Source organism: Rhodococcus sp. IEGM 1406 (assembly GCF_030056745.1).
GTDB classification, from domain to species: domain Bacteria; phylum Actinomycetota; class Actinomycetes; order Mycobacteriales; family Mycobacteriaceae; genus Rhodococcus_F; species Rhodococcus_F erythropolis.
The window spans coordinates 1,005,997-1,032,061 of the sequence record NZ_JASHKO010000001.1 but is presented as its reverse complement, the minus strand read 5'-3'; the positions used below and the strand labels follow the sequence as shown (position 1 = coordinate 1,032,061).

Sequence of the window (26,065 nt, the reverse complement as noted above, 5' to 3'; positions counted from 1 at the left end):
AGGTGTGGTGGTGACCACACCAACGGGAGTTTCGATCGTCGACATCGTCGACAGACTGGGAATGACGTTCCTCAGCGGAGGCGACACCGTCGACGACGCCCGCACTGTCAGCCGAGTGACCCTGCACGAAGGGTCCGGAGTCACGCAAGGCAGTGCGGGCGCCGTCGTGCTCGGCGCAGGACTGGCCGAGTCGGCCGACATTGCCACTGCAGTAAAAGAATACGGTTCGGCCGGAGCCGTCGCGCTGATCGTCAGGGAGCCATTGGCCGTCGACGAAAGCGTCGCACGGGCGGTCGCCGAAGCCGATATCGCACTACTTGGAATGGTCAAGGATGCAAGCTGGCTGCAAAGTGCGTCGCTGATCAACGAGATCCTCGAATCCGGCAACAACGGGGACCGCACGTCCGCCGCCGACGCCGACCTGTTCGATCTTGCCAACTCGATCGCTCAGGTATTGAACGGCCCGGTCACCATCGAGAATCAGTCGAGCCGGATCCTCGCGTTTTCGGCGGATCAAGCCTTCGGTGACGAGGCACGTAAGCAGAGCGTCCTCGGACATCAAGTGCCGCAGCACTATTCCGACCGACTCCGGTCGATGGGGTACTTCAACAAGATCTACGGCTCTACCCTGCCGGTATTTCTACCGGGTATCGGGCCGGGCATCAGGCCCCGGGTCGGCATGCGAATACATGCGGCATCCCAGATCCTCGGTTCGATCTGGGTGATCTTGGACGAGGAGCCGAACGAATTGCAGGTGAAAACGCTCGTCGAGGCGGCGGGCGTAGCCGCGATGAGCTTGCTTCGTGCCAAGCTGGCCGCCGATTCCGCACGACGGCTGAGGTTGGGCGAGGTGATCACGCTACTGAGTGGCGGCACTTCGGCCAAGGAAGCGGCCGAGCGACTGGGCTACGGCCGCTCGAAAGCAAACGTACTTGCGGCCGGCTTCCGTAGCGGCGCCGGCGCATCGTTGGAGGCCGAAGCCGACGTCGATCAACTGGCCCTGACACTCAATACCTATCTCGACCAAGTATTTCCGTTGTCGGTGGCGGCAGCGATCGGCGGCACCGTCTACGCCGTCATCCCACACACCCGGCACCAGACCGACGACGACTACGTGCGTCGGATCGCGTCGGAGTTTGCAGACCGTTCCCGTTCGGAAAAGTCGGTGGTCATCGGAATCGGTGCGACAGTGGCCGACGTGATGACGCTGGAGAAGTCACGCGACGAAGCCGACCGAGCGCTTCGCGTTCTGAGGTCGACGTGGAATTCCTCGGGCCGGACCGTCGCGCGCGCCGACGACGTGCAGATCAATTCCCTACTTCTGCGCCTCTCCGACGCCCTGGCGGACGAGAACGAGACCGCGTCGGGTCCGCTCGCGGTACTGCGTGAGTACGACCGCACTCACGACATCAACCTCGTGGACACCCTTCGAGCCTGGCTCGACACGTTCGGCGACATTCCGGCGGCTGCGTCGTTGGTTCACATCCACGTCAACACGTTCCGGTACCGCCTCAAGAAACTTGCCGGGATTGCCGGAATCGATCTCGATGATCCGGAAACTCGATTCAGCCTGATGCTCCAGCTTCGTCTCTTCTATCCGACAGCGTTGTAGCGATCTACCAAGTCTCACGAAACATTCGTAAATCCGGACGATGTTCTCCTCCTTTTGTTGGGTGAGGATTCAAGCAATCGTTTTTTGCTCCTGACCCGACAGACCTCGCGTCACTCGGGCGGGACTACACCTTCCGGAGGCACCATGAAACAACGGTCCTACGCACTGCTGGCTGCGGCAACTGGCACCGTTCTTGCCCTGACCGCGTGCTCATCGGGTGGCTCGTCGGGTTCGGGTTCGGGTGGGGGTGAACCCGTCACGGACGGCACCTTCAAATTGGCTCTCGTGGCCGACCCCGGCGCTCTGAATCCGCTGATGACGGCAGCATCGCCGGCGCACCAGCTGGCGCGTCTGAGCTACGACTATCTGCTCCACCCGGATCCCGATACCGGAGTCACCAAGCCATGGCTCGCCGAGAAATGGGAAGAGACAACCACTTCCGCGTCCTTCACCATTCGCGACGGCGTCACCTGTACCGACGGATCCGCTCTGACTGCCCAGACTGTCGCCGACAACGTCAATTTCATCACCAACGCAGCAAACAAATCTGCTCTCCGCGGGGTGTACGCACCGGCAACTGCCAGCGCCACCGCCGACCCGGCGACACGGACAGTAACGGTGACGACTCCGGAGCCCTCTCCGTTCCTGCTCCTCAACCTGGCGCGAATACCGATCATGTGCGAGGCCGGGTTGAAGGATCCGACGGCGGCAAACAAGACGACCTTCGGGTCGGGCATGTTCCAGATGACAGAGGCAGTCGCCAACGATCATTACTCCTACGTCCGGCGCGACGGCTACAACTGGGGACCGGACGGCACCACCTCGGATACGGCTGGAGTACCCAAGAATGTCGTCGCGTCCATCATCACGAACAACAGCACAGCGGCCAACCAGGTGTTGTCCGGTGATCTGAATGCCGCAGCAGTTTCGGGCCCTGACCAGGATCGCATGAACGCCGCGAACCTGGATACCGTCAAGCAGCCTGCTCCGGCGGGCGAGATGTTCTTCAACCACAGTCCCGGTAATCCGACGAGCGATCCTGCCGTCCGCAAGGCTCTGGTCCAGGCTCTCAATCTCGACGACCTCGCCGAGATCTTCACGGCCGGTCGCGGAACCAGATCGACCACGATGGTGTCCATCGAACCGCGGGCCTGCATCTACGACTCTGTCGCCGGAAACCTGCCGGACTTCGATACCAGTGCAGCCGCAGCAACTCTCGAGTCTGCGGGCTGGAAGGTCGGCGCGGACGGTAAGCGCAGCAAGGACGGCACACCGCTCCGAATTCGGATGGTCTACGAGACGTTCGGTGACGCGACCGATGCTGCCGCCGACGTCGCGGTCAACGCGTGGAACGACCTGGGCGCCACCGTTGAACTCACCAGCGGCGACTCGAACAAGATTCTCGATGTAGCACTCAGCGGCAAGGACAACACGGCGTGGGATGTTGTGTGGGAGCCGATCAACGTCGCGCTGCCCAGCATGCTGGTCCCCTTCCTCTCCGGTCCTGTGCCCGCTGCGGGAATGAATTTTGCGTCGATCTCCAACCCGGCCTACGACGCAGCCGTCACCAAGGCTTCCGGGCTGACGGGCGAGGACGCTTGTGCCGCTTGGGCAGACGCTGAGTCCGAGATCATCAAAGCAAACTCGGCGGTACCTTTTGCCGACAAGATCACGACTCTCTACTTCAACAATGCGGGTCTTGCATTCGGCCGCAATTTCATCGGTTCGGCCCTGCGCCTGTACCAGTAGACCGCCGGTAGCGACCGGGGAAATCGTCGTGTTTCGCCGGTCGCTGTCGGTATACGGACAGGTATTCACCGATCCAGGCGGTTTTCGTGGGAGCGGACGAAAATCGACCCGATTTTCGTGAGGATCGACAGAGATGCGCGTCACGTCATGCGCCAAGATTTAGCAGTCAACACTCAATCGCGCCCTCACGTTTTTCGCTCGGGCCCCAGCTCCATCCCGGAGGCACCATGAAACACCGCTCCTATCCAACACTTGCGGCAGCCGCAGGGCTCACGCTTGTGTTGTCTGCTTGTGGCTCGGGAGGCACGTCCTCGGGCGCCAGTGGCGGTGAACCGGCCACGGACGGGACTTTCCGGTTCGCGATGCAGGCCGATCCGGGCGCACTCAACCCGATCATGGCGGCGTCCTCGGCAACTGGCGAGATGTCGAAGTTAGCGTACGACTACCTGATCTACCAGGACCCCGATACCAGTGAAATCAAACCGTGGTTGGCAGAGAAGTGGGAGGAGACCCCTACCTCGGCGTCCTTCACCATCCGCGACGGGGTGACCTGTACCGACGGATCAACACTGACCCCGCAGACCGTTGCCGACAACATCAATTTCGTGGCCAACCCGGACAACGGTTCACAGTTGCGCGGCCAGACCGTGCCGACTGGCGCGACTGCAACCGCCGATCCGGCAACGCGCATTGTCACGGTGACCACTGCGGCGCCGAGCCCGTTCCTTCTTCTGAACGTCGGCGCCCGTCTGGCGATCATGTGTGACGCCGGGCTCAAGGACCCGACCGCTTCGAACAAGAAGTCTCTCGGTACCGGCATGTTCGAACTCACCGAAGTTGTCCCCAACGACCACTACACGTTCCAGCGTCGTGAGGGTTACAACTGGGGCCCGGACGGAACCACCTCCGACACCCCCGGTGTCCCCAAGACCGTCGTCGCCGCCATGGCACCCAATGTCAGCACCGCCGCAAATCAGCTTCTCTCGGGTGAACTCAATGCCGCCCCGATCGCCGGGCCGGACAAGGACCGCGTCGACGCCGCCAACCTGGACTCAGTCCTGAGGCCGAATCCCGCCGGTCAGATGTACTTCAATCAGATCGCGAGCAATCCCACCAGTGATCCCGCAGTGCGTAAGGCACTGATCCAAGCAGTCAATCTCGACGACCTCACTCAGGTCATCACTGCGGGGCGCGGTGTCCGGGCCACCAGTCTCGTCGGCGTCGAACCGCGCGCCTGTGTCTACGACTCTGTCGCAGGCAACATTCCGGACTTCGACCTCACAGCTGCAAAGGCAACACTGGACGCTGCGGGTTGGACCGCCGGTTCTGACGGAAAGCGAAGCAAGGACGGAAAGCCGCTGAACCTTCGCCTCGTGTACGACGGCACCGACGATCCGCGCAACGCAGCAGCAGAACTCGCTCAGTCGGCGTGGTCCGAACTCGGTGCAAACGTCGAGGTGACCGGGGGCGACTCGAACAAGATCATCGACGTCATCCTCAGCGGTAAGGACAACACTGCCTGGGACATCGCCTGGGTCCAGATCAACACTCCGCTCCCCAGCACCTTCGCCGCGTACTTCGCCGGGCCGGTTCCCGCAGCAGGCAAGAACTTCGCGTCGATCAGCAACCCTGCCTACGAAGCAGCAGCCACCAAGGCTTCCGGTCTGACCGGTAGCGACGCTTGTGACGCCTGGGCCGACGCCGAGTCGGAGATCACCAAGACGATCTCGGCCGTGCCCTTCGCAGATTCCGTCATGAACGTGTACTTCAACAAGGCCGGACTCGCATTCGGTAAGTCCTACACCGGTTCTGCGTTGCGTCTGTACCAGTAGGCAGCATCCCGCACTGAAGATCTTCCCGCCCCAGCATCCCGCCCTCCGGAAAGACAGCCCATGAGTCAAACTATTGAAGCCGCGAAAACAGAAGCGGCGCCTCAGGCTCGAGCAAAGTGGCTCGAGTCCGACAGCTGGCCCGCATATCTTCTGCGTCGTTTCGGCACCTTCGTGATTTCACTCTGGGCGCTGGTGACTGCGGCGTTCCTGATGCTCCAACTGATTCCGGGCGACCCGGTTCGGTTGGCTCTGGGAATGAACGCACCGGTCGAACTGGTCGAGACAACGAGGTCTCAGCTCGGTTACGACCTTCCCTTGTGGCAGCAGTACTTCCGATTCGTCGGCGGGTTGCTGAGCGGGAATCCCGGTGACTCGATCACCTTGAGGACTCCGGTCTTCGAGGTGATCGCGTCCCGCCTCCCTGCAACACTCGAACTGGCTGTACTCACAGTCGTCACGGTGCTGCTACTGGGCATTCCGATCGGCCTCATCTTCGCTGCACTGACCCGCAACGGTCGACGACGCGGAGTCGAGATCGGTTACACCGCAACGTCAGGCACCATCGCCGTGATCCCCGAGTTCATGTTCGGTACGGCGCTGGTCTACCTCTTTGCCGTCACGTTCCCTGTTCTGCCCGTCGCCGGCCGAGGTGGACCGGAAAGCTACATCCTCCCGGTCGCGGCCATGTCGATCGGTGCCATCGCCTCGATGTCGCGCATCGTCCGTGCAGAGGCACTCGGCGTGTTGGACATGGACTACATCCGTACGGCGCGCGCCAAGCGAATGCCCGTGGCACGAATCTACTTCCGTCATGCAATGCCCAACCTCATGACGTCGACGCTGACGCTCGCCGGACTCCTCCTGGGTGGTCTGATTGCCGGCACCGTGCTCATCGAGAGCATCTTCGCCTGGCCCGGCATGGGCATGGCGCTGGTCAAGTCCATCACCGAGAAGGACTACCCGCTCGCCCAGACACTGGTCGTGATCTACGGCGCCATCGTCCTTCTCATCAATTTCATCGTCGACGTGGTGCTCGCTCTCATCGACCCACGATCCACAATTCGGGAGAACTGAGTTGAGCACCTCACCTACGGCCCCCACTGCGGCCCCCAAGACGCCCCCGCGACGACACTGGATCGTCGGAACGTTCCGCACCCCATTGGGAATCCTGGCCCTCACCTTCCTGACCGCTCTGATCGCCCTCGTCATCTTCGGACCGATGATCTGGGGTGACGCCGCTGTCGCAGCCAACCCGAAGGCACTCTCTCAGGGACCGAGTTCCGAGCACATCTTCGGCACCGACGCCGGCGGGCGTGACGTCTTCGCCCGCACGATGACCGCCGCGAGACTGTCGGTGCTCATGGCTCTCGGAGCCGTCGCACTCGGTGTCACAATTGGCCTGATACTCGGTACGCTCCCGACGCTCGCTCCCCGCTGGGTCGGACGAATGGTCGTGGCATTCCTCAACTTCGCCATCGCATTCCCCGGACTGCTCCTCGCGATCTTCCTGTTGGTCGTTCTCGGACAGGGTGCGGGCAGCGCGGTGATCGCCATCGGTCTCGCCCTGGCCTCGCCGTTCGCGAGGTTGACGTACGCACTGGCTTCGTCGGTCAACGGACGCGACTTCATCGACGCAGCACGCATCCTCGGGGTCACCAAGCCGGGGCTGCTGTTCCGCCACATTCTCCCCAATATCCGTGAACCACTCATCGTCAATGCCAGCATCGCTGTCGGCAGCGGCCTGGTGGTCTTCGCCGGACTCTCGTTCCTCGGCTTGGGCATTCAGCCGCCTGCATTCGACTGGGGCCGGATGCTCAACGAAGGTCTGTCGAAGATCTTCGTCAACCCGGCCACCGCACTTGCCCCCGGCATCGCCGTCGTGCTCGCCGGCTTGACCTTCACGCTGCTCGGCGAGGCCATTGCTCGCGGCGCGGGAGTTCGCAGCCCGATCAGCAGTCGCCTGCCGAAGTGGAAGCCGATCAACCGGAAAACTGCCCAGGCCGATTCGGCGCCCAGTGACGAGGACGCAGTTCTCACCGTCCGCAACATGTCCGTCGCAGTCCCCGCGGGTGACGACTGGCGTCGCCCCGTCGACAACATCAGTTTTACAGTTCATCGCGGCGAAACCGTGGGCATCGTCGGTGAATCCGGCTCCGGAAAGTCACTGAGTTGCATGGCAATCGCGCAGCTGACCGACCACCCCACTGTGGTCGACGCCGGGCTCATCGAGTTCGACGGCACCGTGCTGATGAAGGACGGGAAGCGGCCGGACAACGCGGCTTCGCGCAAGGTTGCCCGCCAACTCGGCACACGTATGGCGATGGTGTTCCAGGATCCGATGTCGTCCATGAATCCGTCTCTCAAGGTCGGATACCAGGTCGCCGAGATCGGTTGGCTCCACGAAGGTATGAGCAAGGTCGACGCGAAGAAGGCGGCAGTCGAGCGACTGAACGCCGTCAAGATCCCCGACGCTCCCAGGCGTGCGAAGCAGTACCCCCACGAGTTCTCCGGCGGTATGCGTCAGCGCGCGATGATCGCCATGGGTCTGATGGGCAAGCCCGCTCTGATCATCGCGGACGAACCCACCACTGCGCTCGACGTGACCGTTCAGCGTGAGGTTCTCGGACTGCTCCACGAGGTTCGCGAAGAAACCGGCGCCGCAATCCTTCTCATCTCGCACGATATGGCCGTCATCACCGGCATGTGCACCCGTGTCCTGGTCATGTTTGCCGGCGAAATCGTCGAAGACATCGCAGTCGACGATCTGATCGCCGGTCGTGCAAAGCATCCGTACACCCGCGCGCTGATCGCCGCGGTCCCCACCATGAGCACCGATCGCGACAAGCCGCTTGCCACCGTCGACGAAGCCTGGCAGGTGGAGAGCCTCGATTCCGAGGAGAGCACCGCCGACATCGAGTTGGAAGAACTGTTGGCTGTTGCAGAGGAGATCCGATGAGCAGGCTCGAATTCCGTGACGTCAACGTCCACCTCGGTAGCGGTTCGAAAAAATTCCACGCCGTCAAGAACATCAATCTCGACATCCCCTCCGGATCGGTGGTCGGTCTCGTCGGTGAATCGGGTTCCGGAAAGTCGACACTGGCCCGAGCAACTGTCGGCTTGGCCGAGCCCAGTTCCGGCCAGATCCTTCTCGACGGTGTGGACGTCGCTCACGCCCGCGGCGCGACGGCTCGTCTGCGCCACCGGATCCAGATGGTCTTCCAAGATCCGTACTCGTGCCTCGACCCGCGAATGACCATCGGCCAGTCACTCGCCGAGGCTCTGCGGTCCACCGAGCGTCGTGACAAAGCTCGCCGCGGCCGCGGCGACCGCGCTGCCGAGGTGGCTCGACTCCTCAGCACCGTCCAACTGCCGGTGGAGAAGGCGCACGAATACCCGTCGTCGTTGTCTGGTGGTCAGCGCCAACGCGTTGCCCTCGCGCGGGCATTGGCAGCCGCACCGGCAGTTCTGCTTGCAGACGAAATCACCTCCGCTCTGGACGTGTCCGTGCAGGGCGCGGTTCTGAATCTGTTGGTGGATCTGCAGAAGCAGCTAGGTCTGACGGTTCTGTTCGTCAGTCACAACCTGGCGGTGATCCGCTATGTCTGTGACCACGTCGCAGTCATGCTCGGCGGCGAGATCGTCGAACACGGGCCGGTTCTCGACGTGATCGATTCGCCCAAGGAGCCGTACACGGCAAAGCTGTTGTCCGCGATCCCGACCTTCGGGGAGCCGATGTTCCAATGACAACGCCGACCACTCTCGACTCCCCCGCTGCCGTAGCCCGTGCCGAAGAACGTCGTTCGGCGAGAATCCAGGATTACGCGTCCGTGGTCACACCGACCAGCATCGCCGTCTCGGCGTCGGGACGCATTGCATACGTACGTACCGAAGCGAATCCGGCCGCGGATACCAACGAGCACTCGATCTGGTTGGCTTCCCCGCAACTACAGCTCACCGCGGGACCTGCCGACACCTCGCCGGCATGGCATCCCGTTTCCACGCTGTTGGTCTTCGTTCGGCCGGATTCCTCGGGCACACCGCAACTGTGGAAGGTCGACGCCACCGGCGGGCCCGCCGTTCAGATGACCACCACGGCGCAGCTCCCGCTCGGCGCTGGGGCACCAGTGTTCTCTCCCGACGGTGCTCGAATCGCCTTCAGTGCCCCGGTCGACCGCACTGCCGCCGGATCGTCACACCTCTTGGTGGCGAAACGCCTCAACTACAAGGTCGACGGATCCGGTGTCCGGGGCAGCGTTCGGGCGCACTTGTTCGAGTTCGATCTGGCCGCCGGCTCGCTTCGGCAACTGACGGACGGCGATTGGGACGCTTCGCATCCCGCGTACAGCCCCGACGGCACCGAACTTGCTTTCACCGCGGCGATGGACGGCAATGCCGATCTGACACGGGCGAGCTCCGCGTGGACCGTATCGCTGACTGATCTCGCCTCGGCTCCGCGGATGCTGGGGCACGCACGCGGCATCGCCGGACCACTTACGTGGACACCTGTCGGCGACGCCGTCGTAGCAGTCGGTTGGCACACGCCGATCATTCACAACAACGAACTTCTTGTCCTGCACCGCGACCAGCGAGTGGAAGACCGCAGTCTGACATCCGAACTCGACCGAAACGTCATGCCTGGCGGGACCGGTTATCCCGGTGGCGCACCGTGTTTCACCGCCGACGGCGACATCGTCTTCTGCATCCGCAACCACGGCTCCACCGAACTGCACAAGGTCGATTTCGGATCAGGCTCCGTCTCACCACTTCTCACCGGAGAACAGACAGTGGTCTTCGGTCTTGCCCTGACGTCCGAGAAGGCCGTCGTCGCGCTGGCAACGGCGACGTCCTTCGGTGAGGTCGCCGTCATCGACCCCGAGACTCGTGCAGTCGAAACCGTCACCGAATTGAACACGGAACTGACAACTTCCGTCGCGTTTCCAGTCGCCTCCGAGCGTTGGTTCGACATCAGCGACGGCACCCGTGTTCAGGGTTGGATCCTGCGCGACCCGAACGTCACGGGCGCCGGTCCGCTGGTTCTGGACGTCCACGGCGGACCACACAATGCCTGGACCGGTACACCCACCCCGATGCACGCGTACCACGCGGAACTGGTCGCGCTCGGATACACGGTCTTGATGATCAATCCGCGGGGAAGCGACGGCTACGGCAACGAGTTCTTCGACGGTGTGCGTGACGGTTGGGGTGAGGCGGATCGCGCCGACCTGCTCGAACCAGTCGAAACCCTTGTCGCCGAAGGGATGGCCGATCCGAAGCAACTGGTGCTCACGGGCTACAGCTACGGCGGATTCATGACGTGCGCCCTGACGTCCGTCACCGATCGGTTTGCCGTCGCAGTCGCTGGCGGCCTTGTCTGCGACATCGCGAACACGGCGGGCCCCTCGGACGAAGGCATCTTGCTGCAGACGGTCGAATTCGACCCGCAGTCATCTCGGGTACAGGAACTTTCGCCGCTGGGGCGAGTCTCCCAGGTGACGACACCGACGCTGATACTTCACGGCGGTAGCGACGTCCGCTGCCCGGTCAACCAGGCAGAACAGTGGTTCGGTGGACTGCGTTTGGCCGGCACCCCGACCGAACTGGTGGTCTTCCCGGGCGCGTCGCATGCCTTTGTGCTGACGGGTCGACCCTCCCACCGTCTGGATTACAGCACCCGTCTCGTCGACTGGATCGAACGTCATCTCTCGCCTACGCCGGCACTGACCACGGTCGATCCCGACTACTGGCAGTACCGACTCGACACCCTGAGCGCGAAGTACGGGGTACCCGGTGCCTCGCTCGGAATTCTGACCACTACCCGCAGCGGTTTCGACCGCACCGTGGTGACGTCCGGTGTCGTCAGTACCCGCACCGGTGTCGCGGCCACTCCCGACACGTTGTTCCAGATGGGTTCGATCAGCAAGGTCTGGACGGCCACCCTGATCATGCAACTCGTCGAAGAAGGATTACTGGACCTCGACTCGCCTGTCCGGAACATTCTGCCGGGCTTCGCAGTTGCCGACGCGGTAGCCACTGAAACGGTCACCACTCGCCACCTGTTGACTCACACCAGTGGCATCGACGGTGACGTCTTCATCGACGGCGGACGCGGCGACGACTGCGTCGAGCGATACGTCGCAGCCCTGGCATCGACGGTGCAGCTCTTCGCACCCGGTACCGATTGGTCGTACTGCAACACCGGCTTCGTCATCGCCGGACGAATCATCGAGGTTCTCCGAGGCAAGAGTTGGGACGCGGTTCTGCGTGAGCGGATCATCGAGCCGCTCGGCCTGACCAAGACCACGACCTTGCCCGAGGAGACGGCACTGCACCGCGCTGCGGTCGGGCATGTCGGCGGTGCCGACAATCTCGCGCAGACACCACAATTCCTCATCCCTCGCTCGATGGGCCCCGCCGGTCTCATCAACAGCACCGCCGAGGACCTTCTTCTGTTCGCGCAGGATTCGATGCGCGAGGATCCGATTCTGCTTCAGCGGTCCACCCATCTGGCGATGCTCGAGGAGCGCCGCCAGATCGGAGAGGTGTCGTCTGCAGACATCATGGGAACCACGTGGCTGCTGCACAATTGGGACGGGGTGCTGGCGCATGGTCACAACGGTGGAACCCTCGGACAGCAGTCCTTCTTGCGGGTGGTCCCGTCCTGCGGCATTGCGGTAGTCCTGATGGCCAACGGCGGTGCGATGGACGCTCTCTCGGGCGACCTTCTCACCGAAGTGATCGGTTCCATCGGCGGCGTCGCCGTGACACCGGCATTTTCGCCTGGAGACCCCGCCGCCCGCACCACGTCCTCACCTGAGGAACTCGATGCGCTGTGCGGTCTGTACCGCGATGCTGCTGCCGATTTCGTCCTGGAAAGGACCGGGAGTTCCCTGACCGCCCGCCGCACCGATCACATCGACCCTTCGGTCAACGCCGAAAGCGCAGAGTCCGTCTCTCTCAGCCTGATCGAAGTTCACCCTGGAGTATTCGCGACCCAACTACCTCAATCAGCGGGTTGGATCCGGATCACTTTCTCCGACACCGGGAGTACACAATTGCTACACGTCGGAAGCCGCGCGTATCCGCGAGTGAACAACCGATGACCATTCTCCGCGATCTGGCCGAGCGCCAACTTCCTCAGATCCTCGAGGACGTCATCGCGCTCATCGAAGTCGAGTCGCCGTCGCACGATCTCGAAGCTGTTGCCCGCAGCGCGAAGTGGACGTCAGACCTTGTCCACGAACGACTCGGAGTGACACCGGAGTCGATAGTGACGGAAGGCCGAACCCATCTGGTGACCCGTTTCGGCAGCTCACCGACGCGGCTGATGCTGCTCGGTCACCACGACACCGTGTGGCCGATCGGAACCCTGACGCGCCTACCCGCAGCGGTCACCGACGGCGCACTTCGAGGTCCGGGTGGCCTCGACATGAAACTTGGTGTCGTTCAGGCAATCCACGCCCTCGCCATCGTCCGAGAGTTGCACGGCGACGATGCACTCGACGGAATCACACTCCTGGTCACCGGTGACGAAGAAATCGGTTCGCCCACGTCGCGGTCACTGATCGAGAAACTCGCGGCGGGCGCGGTACTGGTTCTCGAGGCCGGCGGAGACGGCGGCGAACTGAAGACTGTCCGCAAGGGAGTGTCTCTGTATCGGATCCATGTTGCCGGTCGCGCCGCCCACGCCGGGCTGGAGCCGGAAAAGGGCATCAACGCTGCAGTAGAACTGGCTCGTCTCGTGATCGCGATCAACGACTTGTCCTCGCCGGCGCAGGCAACCACCGTCACCCCGACCGTCATTTCAGCCGGAACTACGACCAACACCGTTCCGGCAGAGGCCTTTGTCGATGTGGACGTGCGCGCAACCAGCGCTGCCGAGCAGGAACGGGTCGATGCGAATATCCGAGCCCTGCAGGCAATCCACCCCGAAGCCGTAGTCACGGTCTCGGGTGGCGTCAACCGTCCACCTCTCGAAGCGACGATGTCCGCACCGTTGCTGGCGTTGGCGGAACGTGTTGCGCTCGAGCATGATCTGACTCCTCCCGTCGGGCTCGCCGTAGGCGGAGCCTCGGACGGAAACTTCACTGCCGGTATCGGTATCCCCACCCTCGACGGCCTCGGTGGCGTCGGCGGCGGTGCACACGCCGAGACCGAGCATGCGCTCGTGTCCGCTATCGCCCCGAGAACGGCGTTGGTTGCGGGCCTTATTCGTTCGATCACGTCTGAAGGGGGCCCTCGTGTCGAAAAGCAAAGCGGTTGAGTTTCGAGAACTGGTCGACACCCGCGAAATAGCTGATCTGTCTGCCGTTTTCGACGAGATCTGGGCTACAAGTCCCGGACCGGCTCATTTCGGAACGGCGATGTTGGTTGCGCTTCACCACGGTGGTCATTACGTGGTGGGAGCCTTCTCTGAAGGCGAAATGATCGGAGGTTGCGTCGGATTCTTCGTCGAGCCTCTCGGCGAGGTCCTGCACTCACACATCGCCGGAGTTCTACCCGGGCATGCAGGCAAGGGAATCGGCCGGGCCCTCAAGCATCATCAGCGTGACTGGTGCATCGAGCGCGGCGTCAGGACGATCCGGTGGACCTTCGATCCACTCGTCGCACGAAATGCCTACTTCAACATCCAGCGTCTCGGTGCCGAACCCGCCGAATACAACCCGGATTTCTACGGATCGATGGCAGACGGCATCAATGCCGGCGACGCCAGCGACCGCATGCTGGTCAGCTGGGATCTCGACGCCGACGGAGCTCCGAGTTCTTCTGTGGCCGTTGATGATACATTCAAAGTGCTCCAACCCACCGAAGACGGGACGCCTCGGATGCTCCCGATCCCACCCGACTGCGTCGACATCGCGGTCGGAATACCCAGAGACATAGAGCATCTGAGAACCGTCGACCGCGCTTCTGCCTTCGCCTGGCGACACGCGCTTCGCGAGTACCTCGAACCACTGATCGCCTCGAAGGAATGGCAATCGACCGGCTTCGACCCCAGCGGCTATTACATGTTCACGAAAATCTGCGAGACAACCGGAGAAGAGCAAGTCCATGCACATTGAGTCCGTCGAATTGCGCGAACTGCGCATCCCTCTCGTCTCCCCCTTCACCACGTCGTTCAGCACCCAACTCGAGCGCAACACCCTCGTCCTGAAGGTGAGTGGCACCACCGACGGCCCCAATGGCCCGGTGGAGACTGTCGGCTGGGGCGAGTGCGGCTCGCTGAGCGATCCGTACTACAACTCGGAGTACACCGCCGGTGCGCGGGCGATGCTTCGCGAGTATCTCGTTCCGACGCTGCGTAAGTCGCAGTCGGATCAGCCGCTCTCGGCCGAGACGGTCGGCAGCGTGCTTCACCACATCGTGGGTCACCAGATGTCCAAGTCGGCCATCGAAATGGCAATCCTCGACGCCGAATTGCGCGCTCGTGGACAATCTTTCGCTCGGTACCTCGGTGCAACGCGCACACGAGTTCCCTCGGGAGTGTCCGTCGGCATCCAGGACAGCATCCCTCAGCTGCTCGAGACCGTCGGCAACTATCTGTCGCAGGGGTACGTGCGAATCAAGCTGAAGATCAAGCCGGGCTGGGACATCGCTCCCGTGGCTGCGGTGCGCAAGGAGTTCGGCTACGACGTTCCTCTGCAGGTCGACGCAAATGCCGCGTACACCCTCGTCGACGCGCAGTTGCTCCGTCGCCTGGACGAATTCGCACTGCTCCTCATCGAACAGCCGCTGGCCGAGGACGATTTGGTGCAGCACGCCAAGCTCGCCCAGTCCCTCTCGACTCCGATCTGCCTCGACGAGTCGGTCGAGTCGGCCAAGGATGCGGCGGATGCCATCACGCTCGGTGCCGCTTCGGTCATCAACATCAAGCCGAGCCGTGTCGGTGGATATCTGGAAGCCAAGCGCATCCACGATCTCGCCTCGGCACACGGTATCGCGGTGTGGTGCGGCGGAATGCTCGAGACCGGAATCGGCCGCGCCGCCAACGCGGCCCTCGCGGCGCTGGACGGGTTCACGCTGCCCGGCGACATCTCGGCGTCCGATCGCTTCTACAAGGAAGACATCACCGAACCGTTTGTCATCGAGGACGGCCACATCGCCGTGCCGCAGGGACCGGGCTTCGGTGTGACTCCACGTGAAGACGTCATGGATCGCTTCACGGTCGGAACCGAGACTCTGTAGGTCCACACAGTCACGCAGCAGCCACCTCCACCTTCACCCGGCGGAGGTGGCTGTTCGTCGTTTCTGTCGGTAGGGAGGTGCATAGTGATTCGGACATGACGTTCTGCACCGAAAGGCCCCCGATGAGTAGCTGGTCCGATCGCCCGATCTGCGCGTTCGACCTCGAGACCACGGGGCGGGATCCGTCGACCGCTCGCATCGTCAGTGCCTGCGTCGCGGTCATCGACGGTTCGAATGTCGAAACACGCACGTGGTTACTCGATCCCGGCGTCGATATCCCCGCCGACGCTTCGGCTATTCACGGAATCAGCACCGAGTACGCGACGCGGCACGGCCAGAACTACGCCGAGGGCTACGAAGAGATTCGCGATGCTCTGCACAATTCCTGGGCGCGCGATCACGCCGTCGTGGCGTTCAATGCCTCCTATGATCTGACGGTCATGCATGCCGAGGGTCTGCGCATCGGCAAGCCCGCATTCGTTCCCGGGTTGGTGATTGATCCGTACGTGATCGATCGGGCGATGGATACGTTCCGCAAGGGCAAGCGAACGCTTGCGGCTGTGTGCGAGCACTACGGAATTTCATTGGAGTCGGCGCACGAAGCCGAGGCCGATGCCAAAGCGGCGGCGGCGTTGGCCCGCGAGTTGGCCGTGAGGTTCCCCGACCTCCTGGGGCTCGATCTCATGGTCGATCAAGCCGATTGGCACGCCGAGCGCCAGCGTGATTTCGCCGAGTACCTACTCAGCCAGGGCCGGGACGTGGGAGACGTCAACGGCCAGTGGCCGATTCGCGTTATCGCCTGACCTCACCCCGCCGCGATCCTCGTCCCGACGGTATGGACGATCTGCACGTCCGGGTTCCACGGAATCAGTGCGTCGATCGATGCCTCCAGTTCATCCAGTGGGGGAAGGGTTTCCGGGCCGAGCACGTCGATGGTGGCGGTGCTGCCCTGCCAGGTGACATCGGTGACCTCGGCTCCCGGAGTGTCTGCGAGCCACTGTTGCGCCGCGCTCCCGATCTGCCTCGCCCACAACGACGACAGGGAGTTGCCGACCATCGGAATCGCGACGACGATCAACAGAGCGGCAAGCACGAGGTATGCCCGCCGCCGCGACGTCTTCAAGATCCCGGCGTCGCGCGCGTACCCAGCTGCGACGAACACGCCTGTCGCAGTGATGATCATGGCAACCACGTTCGATGTGAACAGTACAAACGCGCCCACCGCCAAACTCGGTGACCCCGAGCCGAGACAGACACCTACCACCGCCAACGGTGGGACAAGCGAAATTGCGATGGCAACACCGGGAAGTACGTCGCCGACATCCTTGCGCGCGATCGCGATGGCCCCGACCAAACCGGTCGCAAGTGTTGCCGTCAAGTCCATCAACGTCGGCGAAGTACGCCCAAGCACTTGGGAATTGGTCAGCACGTTGGAGGGATTCGGCAATACCTGAGCGAACGCGACACCCAATACGACGACGAGGCAGATACCACCGACGACATAGACCAGGCTCCGCCCCACCAAAGCGCCTTGGCCAGTTGTGATGCCCAACCCGACCCCGAGAATCGGCGTCGACAAGGGAGCGACGATCATCGCTCCGATGACGGTTGCCGTGGAATCGCCCACGACACCGGCCACGGCGATCACGGCAGACAGCGTCAGCATCACCCAGAAGGCGGATCGCTTCGAATCTCGGTCCCCCACCGAAAAATTGAGCTTTTCGTCGAGCTCCGCCAATGTGCGCCGTTGTGCTTGCGGAACCACCCCGTTCACGGTCGATACTCCATCACACGCCGATACGGCGAGTGGTCTGCGCTGACCCTGCGACCCCGGTGAGCAACGAGACGATCGCGATACCGACGACGAAGTAGATTGCGGCGCTGGCGACTCGCGATGCGGTGGTCGCTGCGATCGTGAACGGCCACAGCGCGGTGGCGATCGTTGCGAGGATTCCGATCCACGCGAAGAAGTTCGACGCACGTGGCGTCGACACCATCAACGCATGCAGAAGTGCGGTAGCGACCAGCGCTGCGATCGCGGCGCTGAGAGCAACCGAGCCGGCTTGGGAATTCCCCGGCATCCGCTCCGGTGTGATGACCGGAGTGTCGAGGATTCCCCGCACGATCAGTAGTCCGACGACCGCGGCCAGGGCCGCGACGAGCGCAGTTGCGGCCCCGCCCGCCCACAGTCGTTGTGCATTGACGGCGGGAGTCGCCGGACTGTCTGGTTGGAACTGGCTCATCGAGAGACTCCTTCACCGATACCGGATAGGGCTGTCCTTCCGAACTGTATGCGTTTCGGGACGGCCCACATTCACCCTCGACGGGTGAAAAGTACGGTGTTCTCGACTCTTCGACGGTGCCTGGGCTACGCCGGGACGGGCGGCCACACTGGGGCAATGCTCCACGGGCGCGCCACCTCGAGCTGCGACGCAACCCGGATCAGCAAATCTTCACGCCCGAACGCACCCACCAACTGCACGCCGATAGGAACGCCGGCCGTGTCATGACCCATCGGCAAGGAAATCGCGGGCTGACCTGAACTGTTGAACGGACTGGTCAAACCGCTGTACCCGGCCGAATGCTCCCAGATCGACATGGGATTTGCCGTATCGAGCAGACCGAGCGGAGCTGCCGGTCGAGCCATCGTCGGCGTCAGCAACAGGTCGTGATCGACAAAGAACGCACCGATCACCTGGGCGGCCCGCTCGAGTTCCTGCAATGCCTTGACGACGTTCGTCGCACTTTCGGACTTCGCGCGGTCGTAGATCATCCGAGCCATCGGTTCGAGGTCGTCGTCGCGGATTGCGCGGTTCAGGGCCTCGAGTCGTTCGTCGACCTCGATCGTCATCGGAATGCCCATCAACACGGAAAGCCCGGCAGTGAGCGCATCGAGCGGAAAGTTCGGGGCACTCTCGGTGACATCGTGACCGAGGTCTTCGAGCAGGCCGGCAACACTGGTTGTGACGGCCGAGCACTGCGGGTCCACCGGGGTGCCATCAGGAAGAGTGTTACTCAGACCGATCCGCAACCGTCCGGGATCCGCACCAACTTCCTCGACGTACGGCCGCTTCGGCGCCAGGATCACGTAAGGATCGCCGACAGTCGGTCCGGCGGAGAGATCGAGAAGCAGTGCAGTGTCGCGGACACTTCGGGTGAGTGCGTGATGAACACTCATCGGCGACGAGAACAGCGTGCGCGCCGGTGCCGTCGGAGTACGTCCACGGCTGGGCTTGAGGCCTACCAAGCCACAGGCCGATGCGGGAATACGGATCGATCCACCGCCGTCACTGGCATGGCCGCCGGGCACGATCCCGACGGCAACAGCTACAGCCGTGCCACCCGAAGATCCGCCGGGTGAACGATCAAGGGCATAAGGGTTGCGGGTAGGCCCGAACAGCGCAGGTTCGGTACTCGCATTCTTACCGAACTCCGGGGTGTTCGTCTTGCCGATGACAACCAGACCGGCCTCACGGTACCGCTCCACGAGCGTCGAATCTTTTTCTGCCACAGCATCGGCGAACAATCGAGATCCGTTGGTGCTCGGCAATCCTGCGACGTCCATGCCCAGGTCTTTGATCACGAAAGGGACGCCGTGCAGTGGACCTTCCGGCAAGCCGTCTGATACCTCGTTGCGTGCCTCCTCGCGACGCTCACTGATCACCGCGTTGACTGCCGGGTTGCGCTCGTCGAGTCTGTCCAGGCTGAACTCGAGAACTTCCTTGGCGGAGACGTCGCCGCTCTTGATCGCTTCGGCCAGGCCGGTCATGTCGTTGTTGTCGAACAAATCCTGCATCGATGCCCTCATCACTCGTGTCGAACTCTGCCGATAGTGAGGTCCGTCATACCAACCATGGCGAAGGCGTAGCTTTGAAATTCCGCTTGGCGGGACCGGCCCACCGATTCAGCCTTACAGAATCAAGCCCTGCCGCCGCGCTTCCACAACTGCTTCGTGCCGACTGCGGACGTCGAGTTTTCCCATCAGATTCCGCATGTACGTCTTGATCGTTTCGACGCTCAGGGACAACCTCTCGGCGATCTCGGCATTGCGCAGTCCCAGAGCTACGTAGCCCATCACCTCCCGCTCGCGGGGCGACAGGACAACGGTGTTCGCGACTGGAGTGTTCGCGGAAGGTTTCGGCGACGCCAACGCCCGCAACTTTGCCTCGACGGCGAGGACCTGCGCGCTGAGAGCCATGTCCTCGAGGTTCGCCGCGATCTCGCCGAGCGCCAGGACGCTCTCGGTCAACCCTTCGGATATCTGGGCATCGCGATTCGAACCATGTTCCACCGCAGCGGTATCGAGCATCGCCACCCGACGATCCACTTCGTCGCGAATCTCGAATTCGCGGGCCAACGCGTACGACGATCGCATCATCGTCTCGGCGATCACGTCGCCGATCGGCAGGTTGGCGCGCAGTCCTCCGTAGATCGCTCCGCGAGTAACCCCGCGTACGACGATCGGGACTGCCATCAAGGATTCGATGGCTTCGGTGCCCACTTCGTAGTCGTAGTCGTGGGTGATGTGCGACGAGTTCGCGTAGTCCTGCACCGCGCCCGGTCGTTGTTCTGCGATCGCACGACCACCCAGTCCGCATTCGGCGTCGATCTTCAAATTTCGCAGGATGTTGCTACGAGTCCCGACGTAGCCGGTGATGGTCAGCGACCGGTCGTCGACACAACCGCCGAACAGAACCGGCAACTCGGTTCGGGGGTGCAGTCGACGCAGTTCGGCGCGCAACGCGTCGTCGTCGCTCGGTCTCAGTACCCTGCTCACTCTCACCTCCACATACCCAATTCAGAGGGTAGCGGCACCTTTGACTGGGCAATAGCGTGCATCCAGGCCATTTGTAGTGCCGATCACAACTACCGTGACACCAACCGTGTCACGTCGCCTTCGGAGGAACCGTGTCTGTCTCGACAGCTCTCGCAGCCAACAACACCCCGCTCAGTCCGCTGCGCTTTCTCGAGCGCAGCGCTGCGGTGTTCCCCGATCGCACCGCCGTCATTCACGGCGACCGGACCTACACGTACCGAGAGTTCGGTGACGAGGTCGCAGCGCTGGCCCGCGTCCTGCGTGAACGCATTCAGCCCGGTGACCGCGTTGCATACCTGGCGCCGAACGTTCCCGAGATGCTGTTCGCGCATTTTGCCGTCCCACTCGCCGGCGGAGTCCTGATCGCCCTGAACTCACGCCTCGCCGGTCCCGAACTCGAGTACATCCTCGATCACTCGGGAACCACGATCCTGTTCGTCGACTCCGAATTCGTCGGCTCGGTCACCTCGTCCAAGGCGAACGTGACGAGCCTGCGCGAGATCATCGAGATCCCGGACTCCACCGTCCCGTCCCCGGAGGTCCCCACCGGAATCGTCACCGGGCAGTACGCCGATCTGATTGCCGAAGGTCAGGCTCTCACCGATCAGCCACTGCACTGGGGCGTCGACGACGAGCAGCAGTGCATCGCCATCAACTACACCTCTGGCACCACCGGAAAACCCAAGGGCGTCATGTACTCCCACCGCGGGGCGTACCTGAACTCGCTCGGCGAGACCTTCCACAACGGCTTCGACGGATCGACGAAGTATCTGTGGACACTGCCGATGTTCCACTGCAACGGGTGGTGCACGCCCTGGGCCGTCACGCAGGCCGCGGGCACGCACATCTGCCTGCGCGCGGTCCGCGCCGACGCGATCTGGGACGCCATCGACAATCTGGGCGTGACGCATCTGTGCGGCGCTCCTACCGTCTGCTCCACCATCGCCGACGCGGACCAGGCCCACAAGGTCGACGCCCTGCACATCACCACCGCCGGCGCTCCCCCGTCACCGACGATCATCGGAAAACTCGAAGACATCGGTGTCACCGTCGTTCACGTCTACGGCCTCACCGAGGTATACGGCCCTTACACGATCTGCGAGTACCAGGAAGCCTGGGACGACAAGCCGCAGTCCGAGCGCGCGGCACTTCTTTCCCGTCAGGGTGTCGGCATGGTGCAGGCCGAAAATGCTCGCGTTGTCGATGACGAGATGAACGACGTTCCCGCCGACGGCCAGACCATGGGTGAGATCGTGCTCCGCGGCAACAACGTGATGCTCGGTTACTACCGTGACGAGGCCGCGACCGCCGAAGCATTTGCCGGTGGTTGGTTTCATTCCGGCGACCTCGGCGTCATGCATCCCGACGGTTACATCCAGCTCAAGGACCGCGCGAAGGACATCATCATCTCGGGCGGTGAGAACATCTCCACCGTCGAGGTGGAGCAGGCGATCATGAGTCACCCTGCCGTGATCGACGTGGCAGTCGTCGGCGTTCCCGACGAGAAGTGGGGCGAGCGCCCGAAGGCATTCGTGGTGCTGGGCAAGGGATTACAGGCTTCCGCCGAAGACATCGTCGAGCACACCCGTGCATTGCTGGCCGGGTACAAGGTTCCCCGCGACATCGTCTTTCCACTCGACCTTCCTCGCACCCCGACCGGCAAGGTTCTCAAGTTCCAATTGCGTGCGTCGAAGTAATTCGGCCGTAGGGTCTCAGGGCACCGAACTGTGACGTCGGCGCAGATCGACAGGTTGCCCGTCCGAAGGGAACGGCAAGGACGTGAAGTCGAGCGGAGCGACGTATTTTGCGTCGACGTTCCAGTCGAAGCGCATGAGGAGGTGGTGCATGATTGCCTTGATCTCGGCACCGGCAAAGTGCATTCCCAGACATTTGTGCACTCCACCGCCGAACGGTTCCCACGCGTACCGATGAACCTTGTCTTCGCGTCGATTCTCGGCGAAACGTTCGGGATCGAAACGCTCGGGATCAGGCCAGTACTGCGCCATGTGGTGCGTGAAGTGAGGGGCGACAGAAACATACGTTCCCGCAGGCACGAAGTGACCCCGTACTTGAGTGTCGCGGACCGCTCGCCGCGCCATGACCGGTACGGGAGAGACGAGTCGGAGGCATTCCTTCATCACCAGGTCAAGGCTGCTCAGGCCGTCGAGATCTGCATAGCTGGGCGTCGAGGTCCCCAGAGCGAGCGACTCGGCACGGCACCTGTCCTGCCACTTCGGATGTTGACCTAGATATTGCATCATCGTGGAAAGGGTGATCGTCGAAGTGTCGTGTGCGGCCATCAGGAGGAAGATCATATGGTCGATCACTTCGTCGTCACTGAAGCGTTGTCCCGCTTCGGATTCGATGTGACAAAGCACGGAGAACAAATCATCGGTTGCGCGAGCTCGACGCGCCGGCAGGTAGCGACGAAAGAAGTCTTCGAGGACCCGGCGGCCGTCGAGTCCTCGCTTCCATCTGGTCCCCGGCACGCGGTAGCGGACCAGAGAAGTAGCCGCCTGCACACAATCCACGAAAGCCTTTTTCACCGAAGATATTTCGCTTTCGGTACTTCCTTCCGCACCGCCCATGAAGATGTCGGTGGCGAGATCGAGGGTGAGTGTCTTCAGCGCTGTGTATGCACGAAATCCGTCAGTGGGGGTCCATGTGTCGAGCGCCGAGTCGATTGCCGGATTGAGAACGTCGACACACTTCTCGATCCGAGTCCGAGTGAACGCCTGCTGCATGATTCGACGATGCCGTAGATGTTCTTCCGAATCGAGAAGCATCAGCCCACCGTGAAAAAAGGGGCCGATAAGCACCGACCAGCCGTCGCTGTTCACAAAAGCCCGATCTTTGTTCTGCAGCACTTCCTGGCACGCGTCGGGTCCGAGAACAGCGATCCACTGCCGACCGACCATCGAGAACCAAGAGACCTCGCCGTATCGATCCCAGTTCTCTTGCATCAATGCGAGTGGATCGCGGATGTATGCAAGAGCGTGCCCGACGAGAGGCAGCCCGGAACGGCCCGAAATCGGGTGCAACTGCGAGTTCACGGGGGGACGAGCCAGGATCTTGGACACTGCGACCTCTACTCTCGCTCAATCTGACAGTGCATCCTGTCAGATTGACTGTAGTCTGCGTCACAGTGGTTGCGTCTGTCAATATCGACCTATGACTTCTCCGACGCCGCGGCGGTATGCCGGCCTCAGCGGCGACCAGCGCTCAGCATTGCGGCGCGAGAGCTTGCTAGAGGCAGGGCTGGAACTATTCGCTGTCGCAGGCAGTCGAGGCGCCACGATGACCGCGATCTGTGCGCGAGCCAAGTTGACGGAACGCTACTTTTACGAAAGTTTTTCCAGCAGAGACGAACTGCTGAAAACAATACTGGACGGAATTGCCGACGAGGTTCGCGACGCCGGCATGACCGCACTACGAGCGAGCGACGGGACGCTCGAGCAGCGCGTACGAGATGCCATCGCGTCGTTCGTCACCCTCCTCACCGACGATCCCCGCAAGGGGCGTGTGGCAATGATCGAATCCGCTGCATACGAGCCCCTTCGCGCACACCGGCGTGCGGTACTGCACGGCTTCGCGCAAATGGTCGCGGACGAAGCCTCGCGAATGTACGGCGACCGAGCTTGGCCATCTCATCAAGGTCAGATCAACGGACTGCTCTTCGTCGGGGGCCTTGCTGAATTGGTCACCGCGTGGCTGAACGAGGAGATCGCTATTACCCCTGACGAGATCGTCGAGGCGGCAACCTACCAATTCACGTCCACCGCACACCGTTGAGATGGAACCCATCGGCATGCGGTTGCTGCCCGCCACACCGGGATGGCGCGAACAGGCGCAATACTTGTCCCCATGAGTGAACGCGCAGACCTGCCCGGAACTGACCCCGCACAGTTTCGGGTACACGTCGCGTCTCAAGCGATCCGGTTGTTCTCGGAGAACGGGTACGAAGCCACCACCGTCGAGCAGATCGCCGCTGCCGCCGGTGTGTCGCGCCGGACGTTCTTCCGGCAGTTCCGTTCCAAGGAAGACGTGATCTTCGCCGATCACGAGTCCCTCCTCGAACACGTCGCCGAGTTCCTCGCGTCCGATTCCGCCGACCCCTGGGCGTCCGTGTGCGAGGCCGCGGGACTGGTCTTCGATTTCTTCCGCCGGAACCGTGACCTTTCGATGCGGCGATACCGCGTCGTACAGCATGTTCCGGCTCTTCGCGACCGCGAACTCGTCACCGGATTCCGCTATGAGCGCCTATTCGTCGACTACCTGCGCAGCGCTGTTCCCCGCGAACCGGTCCTCGAGGTTGTCGGTTTTGCCGCAGCTGTCACCGCGTGCCACAACTACCTCTTGCGAAGCATGATCAAAGGCGACGAAGACGCCACAGCCGATGCGCTGAGCCAGGCATTGCTCGACGTTCGGCGGACGTACGGCGTGGCGCCCGGGTCCAAGACCAGCACGCCAGAATCGAAGTCTGTGCTGGTAGTGGCATTTCCACCGGGCACCTCCGCCGAGGAGATCAGCAGAAAAATCCACGAACAACTCGGCTGACACCGATCGTGCACCGGAACTTCACACGCCCATCCCTTGACCTGGCACTCAGTGCCGTGTTTGACTGGGGTCATTGGCACCGGTCTGTCCGCGAATCTCGTCGGTAACGCCGGAGCCGCACCGACCGCCTTCAAGCAACCTTCACCAAGGAGCGTTCCCATGGCAGGAAACCCGGATTTCAATCTCTTCGCACTGAACGAAGAGCACGACGAACTGCGGGCTGCTATCCGCGGACTCTCCGAGAAGGAAATCGCGCCGTACGCCAAGGACGTCGACGAGAACGCACGTTTCCCCGAGGAAGCGCTCACCGCTCTCAACGCGTCTGGCTTCAACGCCATCCACGTTCCCGAGGCTTACGACGGCCAGGGCGCCGACTCCGTCGCCACCTGCATCGTCATCGAGGAAGTCGCCCGCGTCTGTGGCTCCTCCTCGCTGATCCCCGCCGTGAACAAGCTCGGCACCATGGGCCTGATCCTCAAGGGTTCCGAAGAGCTCAAGTCCAAGGTGCTCCCGGACCTCGTGAACGGCGGAATGGCGTCGTACGCACTGTCCGAGCGTGAAGCCGGATCCGACGCCGCTTCGATGCGTACCCGCGCGAAGGCTGACGGCAACGACTGGATCCTCAACGGTTCCAAGTGCTGGATCACCAACGGCGGCAAGTCGACCTGGTACACCGTCATGGCTGTCACCGATCCCGACAAGGGCGCAAACGGCATCTCCTCCTTCATGGTCCACAAGGACGACGAGGGCTTTGTCGTCGGACCGAAGGAAAAGAAGCTCGGCATCAAGGGCTCCCCCACCGCTGAGCTGTACTTCGAGAACTGCCGCATCCCCGGCGACCGCATCATCGGCGAACCGGGCACCGGCTTCAAGACGGCACTCGAGACCCTCGACCACACGCGTCCCACCATCGGCGCTCAGGCTGTCGGCCTGGCCCAGGGCGCACTCGACGCAGCTCTGGCATACACCAAGGATCGCAAGCAGTTCGGCAAGTCCATCAGCGACTTCCAGGCTGTTCAGTTCATGCTCGCGGACATGGCAATGAAGGTCGAAGCCGCACGTCTGATGGTCTACACCTCCGCTGCTCGCGCCGAGCGCGGCGAGAAGAACCTCGGTTTCATCTCCGCTGCGGCGAAGTGCTTCGCTTCCGACGTTGCCATGGAGGTCACCACCGACGCCGTACAGCTGTTCGGTGGCGCCGGCTACACCACCGACTTCCCGGTCGAGCGCATGATGCGCGACGCCAAGATCACGCAGATCTACGAAGGCACAAACCAGATTCAGCGCGTCGTGATGTCGCGTGCGCTACTGAAGTAG

The 26,065-nt window shown here is 62.5% G+C and carries 20 protein-coding genes; 15 read left to right on the top strand and 5 right to left on the bottom strand.

The genetic code is table 11. From position 1 onward, the window contains the following. The first annotated feature begins 10 nt into the window (after nt 1-10). From QM596_RS04965 to QM596_RS04915, 11 genes are all read left to right on the top strand, one after another. Entirely contained in the window at nt 11-1,612 is a 1,602-nt protein-coding gene (locus QM596_RS04965) for a PucR family transcriptional regulator (RefSeq protein ID WP_037120543.1), read from the top strand. 144 nt (nt 1,613-1,756) lie between these two features. After that, nucleotides 1,757-3,361 carry an ABC transporter substrate-binding protein gene (locus QM596_RS04960; protein ID WP_019745230.1) on the top strand — a complete coding sequence of 535 codons (1,605 nt, stop codon included), beginning with the start codon at nt 1,757-1,759 and terminating at the stop codon, nt 3,359-3,361. A 227-nt stretch (nt 3,362-3,588) separates the two neighbouring features. After that, nucleotides 3,589-5,193: an ABC transporter substrate-binding protein gene (locus QM596_RS04955; RefSeq protein WP_283308298.1), complete on the top strand. Its 1,605-nt coding sequence runs from the start codon at nt 3,589-3,591 to the stop codon at nt 5,191-5,193. A 60-nt stretch (nt 5,194-5,253) separates the two neighbouring features. Beyond that, nucleotides 5,254-6,267, top strand: a complete 1,014-nt coding sequence (locus tag QM596_RS04950) for an ABC transporter permease (protein ID WP_283308296.1) — start codon at nt 5,254-5,256, stop codon at nt 6,265-6,267. A gap of 1 nt (nt 6,268) precedes the next feature. Next, nucleotides 6,269-8,149 carry a dipeptide/oligopeptide/nickel ABC transporter permease/ATP-binding protein gene (locus tag QM596_RS04945; RefSeq protein WP_283308295.1) on the top strand — a complete coding sequence of 627 codons (1,881 nt, stop codon included), beginning with the start codon at nt 6,269-6,271 and terminating at the stop codon, nt 8,147-8,149. Then, complete coding sequence (locus QM596_RS04940) at nt 8,146-8,937, top strand: ABC transporter ATP-binding protein (protein WP_197941552.1); 792 nt, start codon at nt 8,146-8,148, stop codon at nt 8,935-8,937. Before QM596_RS04945 ends, QM596_RS04940 begins: the two co-directional genes overlap by 4 nt. Next, a complete protein-coding gene (locus tag QM596_RS04935; protein WP_283308294.1) occupies nt 8,934-12,293 on the top strand; it encodes a serine hydrolase in 3,360 nt (1,119 codons plus the stop codon). The genes QM596_RS04940 and QM596_RS04935 overlap by 4 nt, the downstream gene beginning before the upstream one ends. Then, nucleotides 12,290-13,453, top strand: coding sequence for a M20/M25/M40 family metallo-hydrolase (locus QM596_RS04930; RefSeq protein ID WP_283308293.1), 1,164 nt, complete (start codon nt 12,290-12,292; stop codon nt 13,451-13,453). The genes QM596_RS04935 and QM596_RS04930 overlap by 4 nt, the downstream gene beginning before the upstream one ends. Next, nucleotides 13,431-14,252, top strand: coding sequence for a GNAT family N-acetyltransferase (locus QM596_RS04925; protein ID WP_021345496.1), 822 nt, complete (start codon nt 13,431-13,433; stop codon nt 14,250-14,252). Before QM596_RS04930 ends, QM596_RS04925 begins: the two co-directional genes overlap by 23 nt. Further along, the gene (gene menC / locus QM596_RS04920; RefSeq protein WP_020909062.1) at nt 14,242-15,375 is read left to right on the top strand and encodes an o-succinylbenzoate synthase; all 1,134 of its coding nucleotides are present in this window, start codon (nt 14,242-14,244) and stop codon (nt 15,373-15,375) included. Before QM596_RS04925 ends, menC begins: the two co-directional genes overlap by 11 nt. 122 nt (nt 15,376-15,497) lie before the next feature. Continuing rightward, nucleotides 15,498-16,178: a 3'-5' exonuclease gene (locus tag QM596_RS04915; RefSeq protein ID WP_283308292.1), complete on the top strand. Its 681-nt coding sequence runs from the start codon at nt 15,498-15,500 to the stop codon at nt 16,176-16,178. 2 nt (nt 16,179-16,180) lie between these two features. On the opposite strand, the gene QM596_RS04910 is transcribed toward QM596_RS04915, so the two are convergent. The 4 genes from QM596_RS04910 to QM596_RS04895 all read right to left on the bottom strand — a co-directional run bounded on the left by QM596_RS04910 (nt 16,181) and on the right by QM596_RS04895 (nt 20,152). After that, nucleotides 16,181-17,149, bottom strand: coding sequence for a TIGR00341 family protein (locus QM596_RS04910; protein ID WP_283308290.1), 969 nt, complete (start codon nt 17,147-17,149; stop codon nt 16,181-16,183). Between the two features lie 13 nt (nt 17,150-17,162). Next, entirely contained in the window at nt 17,163-17,618 is a 456-nt protein-coding gene (locus QM596_RS04905; protein WP_283308289.1) for a DUF6069 family protein, read from the bottom strand. Nucleotides 17,619-17,743: 125 nt separating this feature from the next. Beyond that, nucleotides 17,744-19,171, bottom strand: a complete 1,428-nt coding sequence (locus QM596_RS04900) for an amidase (RefSeq protein WP_283308288.1) — start codon at nt 19,169-19,171, stop codon at nt 17,744-17,746. A 114-nt stretch (nt 19,172-19,285) separates the two neighbouring features. Beyond that, the gene (locus tag QM596_RS04895; protein ID WP_042952912.1) at nt 19,286-20,152 is read right to left on the bottom strand and encodes a helix-turn-helix transcriptional regulator; all 867 of its coding nucleotides are present in this window, start codon (nt 20,150-20,152) and stop codon (nt 19,286-19,288) included. Nucleotides 20,153-20,283: 131 nt separating this feature from the next. Between QM596_RS04895 and QM596_RS04890 the strand changes: the two genes are divergently transcribed. Next, on the top strand, nt 20,284-21,888 hold the full coding sequence (locus tag QM596_RS04890; RefSeq protein ID WP_283308286.1) for an acyl--CoA ligase family protein: 1,605 nt from the start codon (nt 20,284-20,286) through the stop codon (nt 21,886-21,888). Nucleotides 21,889-21,903: 15 nt separating this feature from the next. Here QM596_RS04890 and QM596_RS04885 read toward each other — a convergent pair whose 3' ends face one another. Then, entirely contained in the window at nt 21,904-23,271 is a 1,368-nt protein-coding gene (locus QM596_RS04885; RefSeq protein WP_283308285.1) for a cytochrome P450, read from the bottom strand. Between the two features lie 91 nt (nt 23,272-23,362). Here QM596_RS04885 and QM596_RS04880 point away from each other — a divergent pair, with 91 nt between their 5' ends. From QM596_RS04880 to QM596_RS04870, 3 genes are all read left to right on the top strand, one after another. After that, nucleotides 23,363-23,983, top strand: coding sequence for a TetR/AcrR family transcriptional regulator (locus QM596_RS04880; RefSeq protein ID WP_070795694.1), 621 nt, complete (start codon nt 23,363-23,365; stop codon nt 23,981-23,983). 72 nt (nt 23,984-24,055) lie between these two features. Continuing rightward, nucleotides 24,056-24,748: a TetR family transcriptional regulator gene (locus QM596_RS04875; protein ID WP_283308284.1), complete on the top strand. Its 693-nt coding sequence runs from the start codon at nt 24,056-24,058 to the stop codon at nt 24,746-24,748. A 159-nt stretch (nt 24,749-24,907) separates the two neighbouring features. After that, entirely contained in the window at nt 24,908-26,065 is a 1,158-nt protein-coding gene (locus QM596_RS04870) for an acyl-CoA dehydrogenase (protein ID WP_283308283.1), read from the top strand.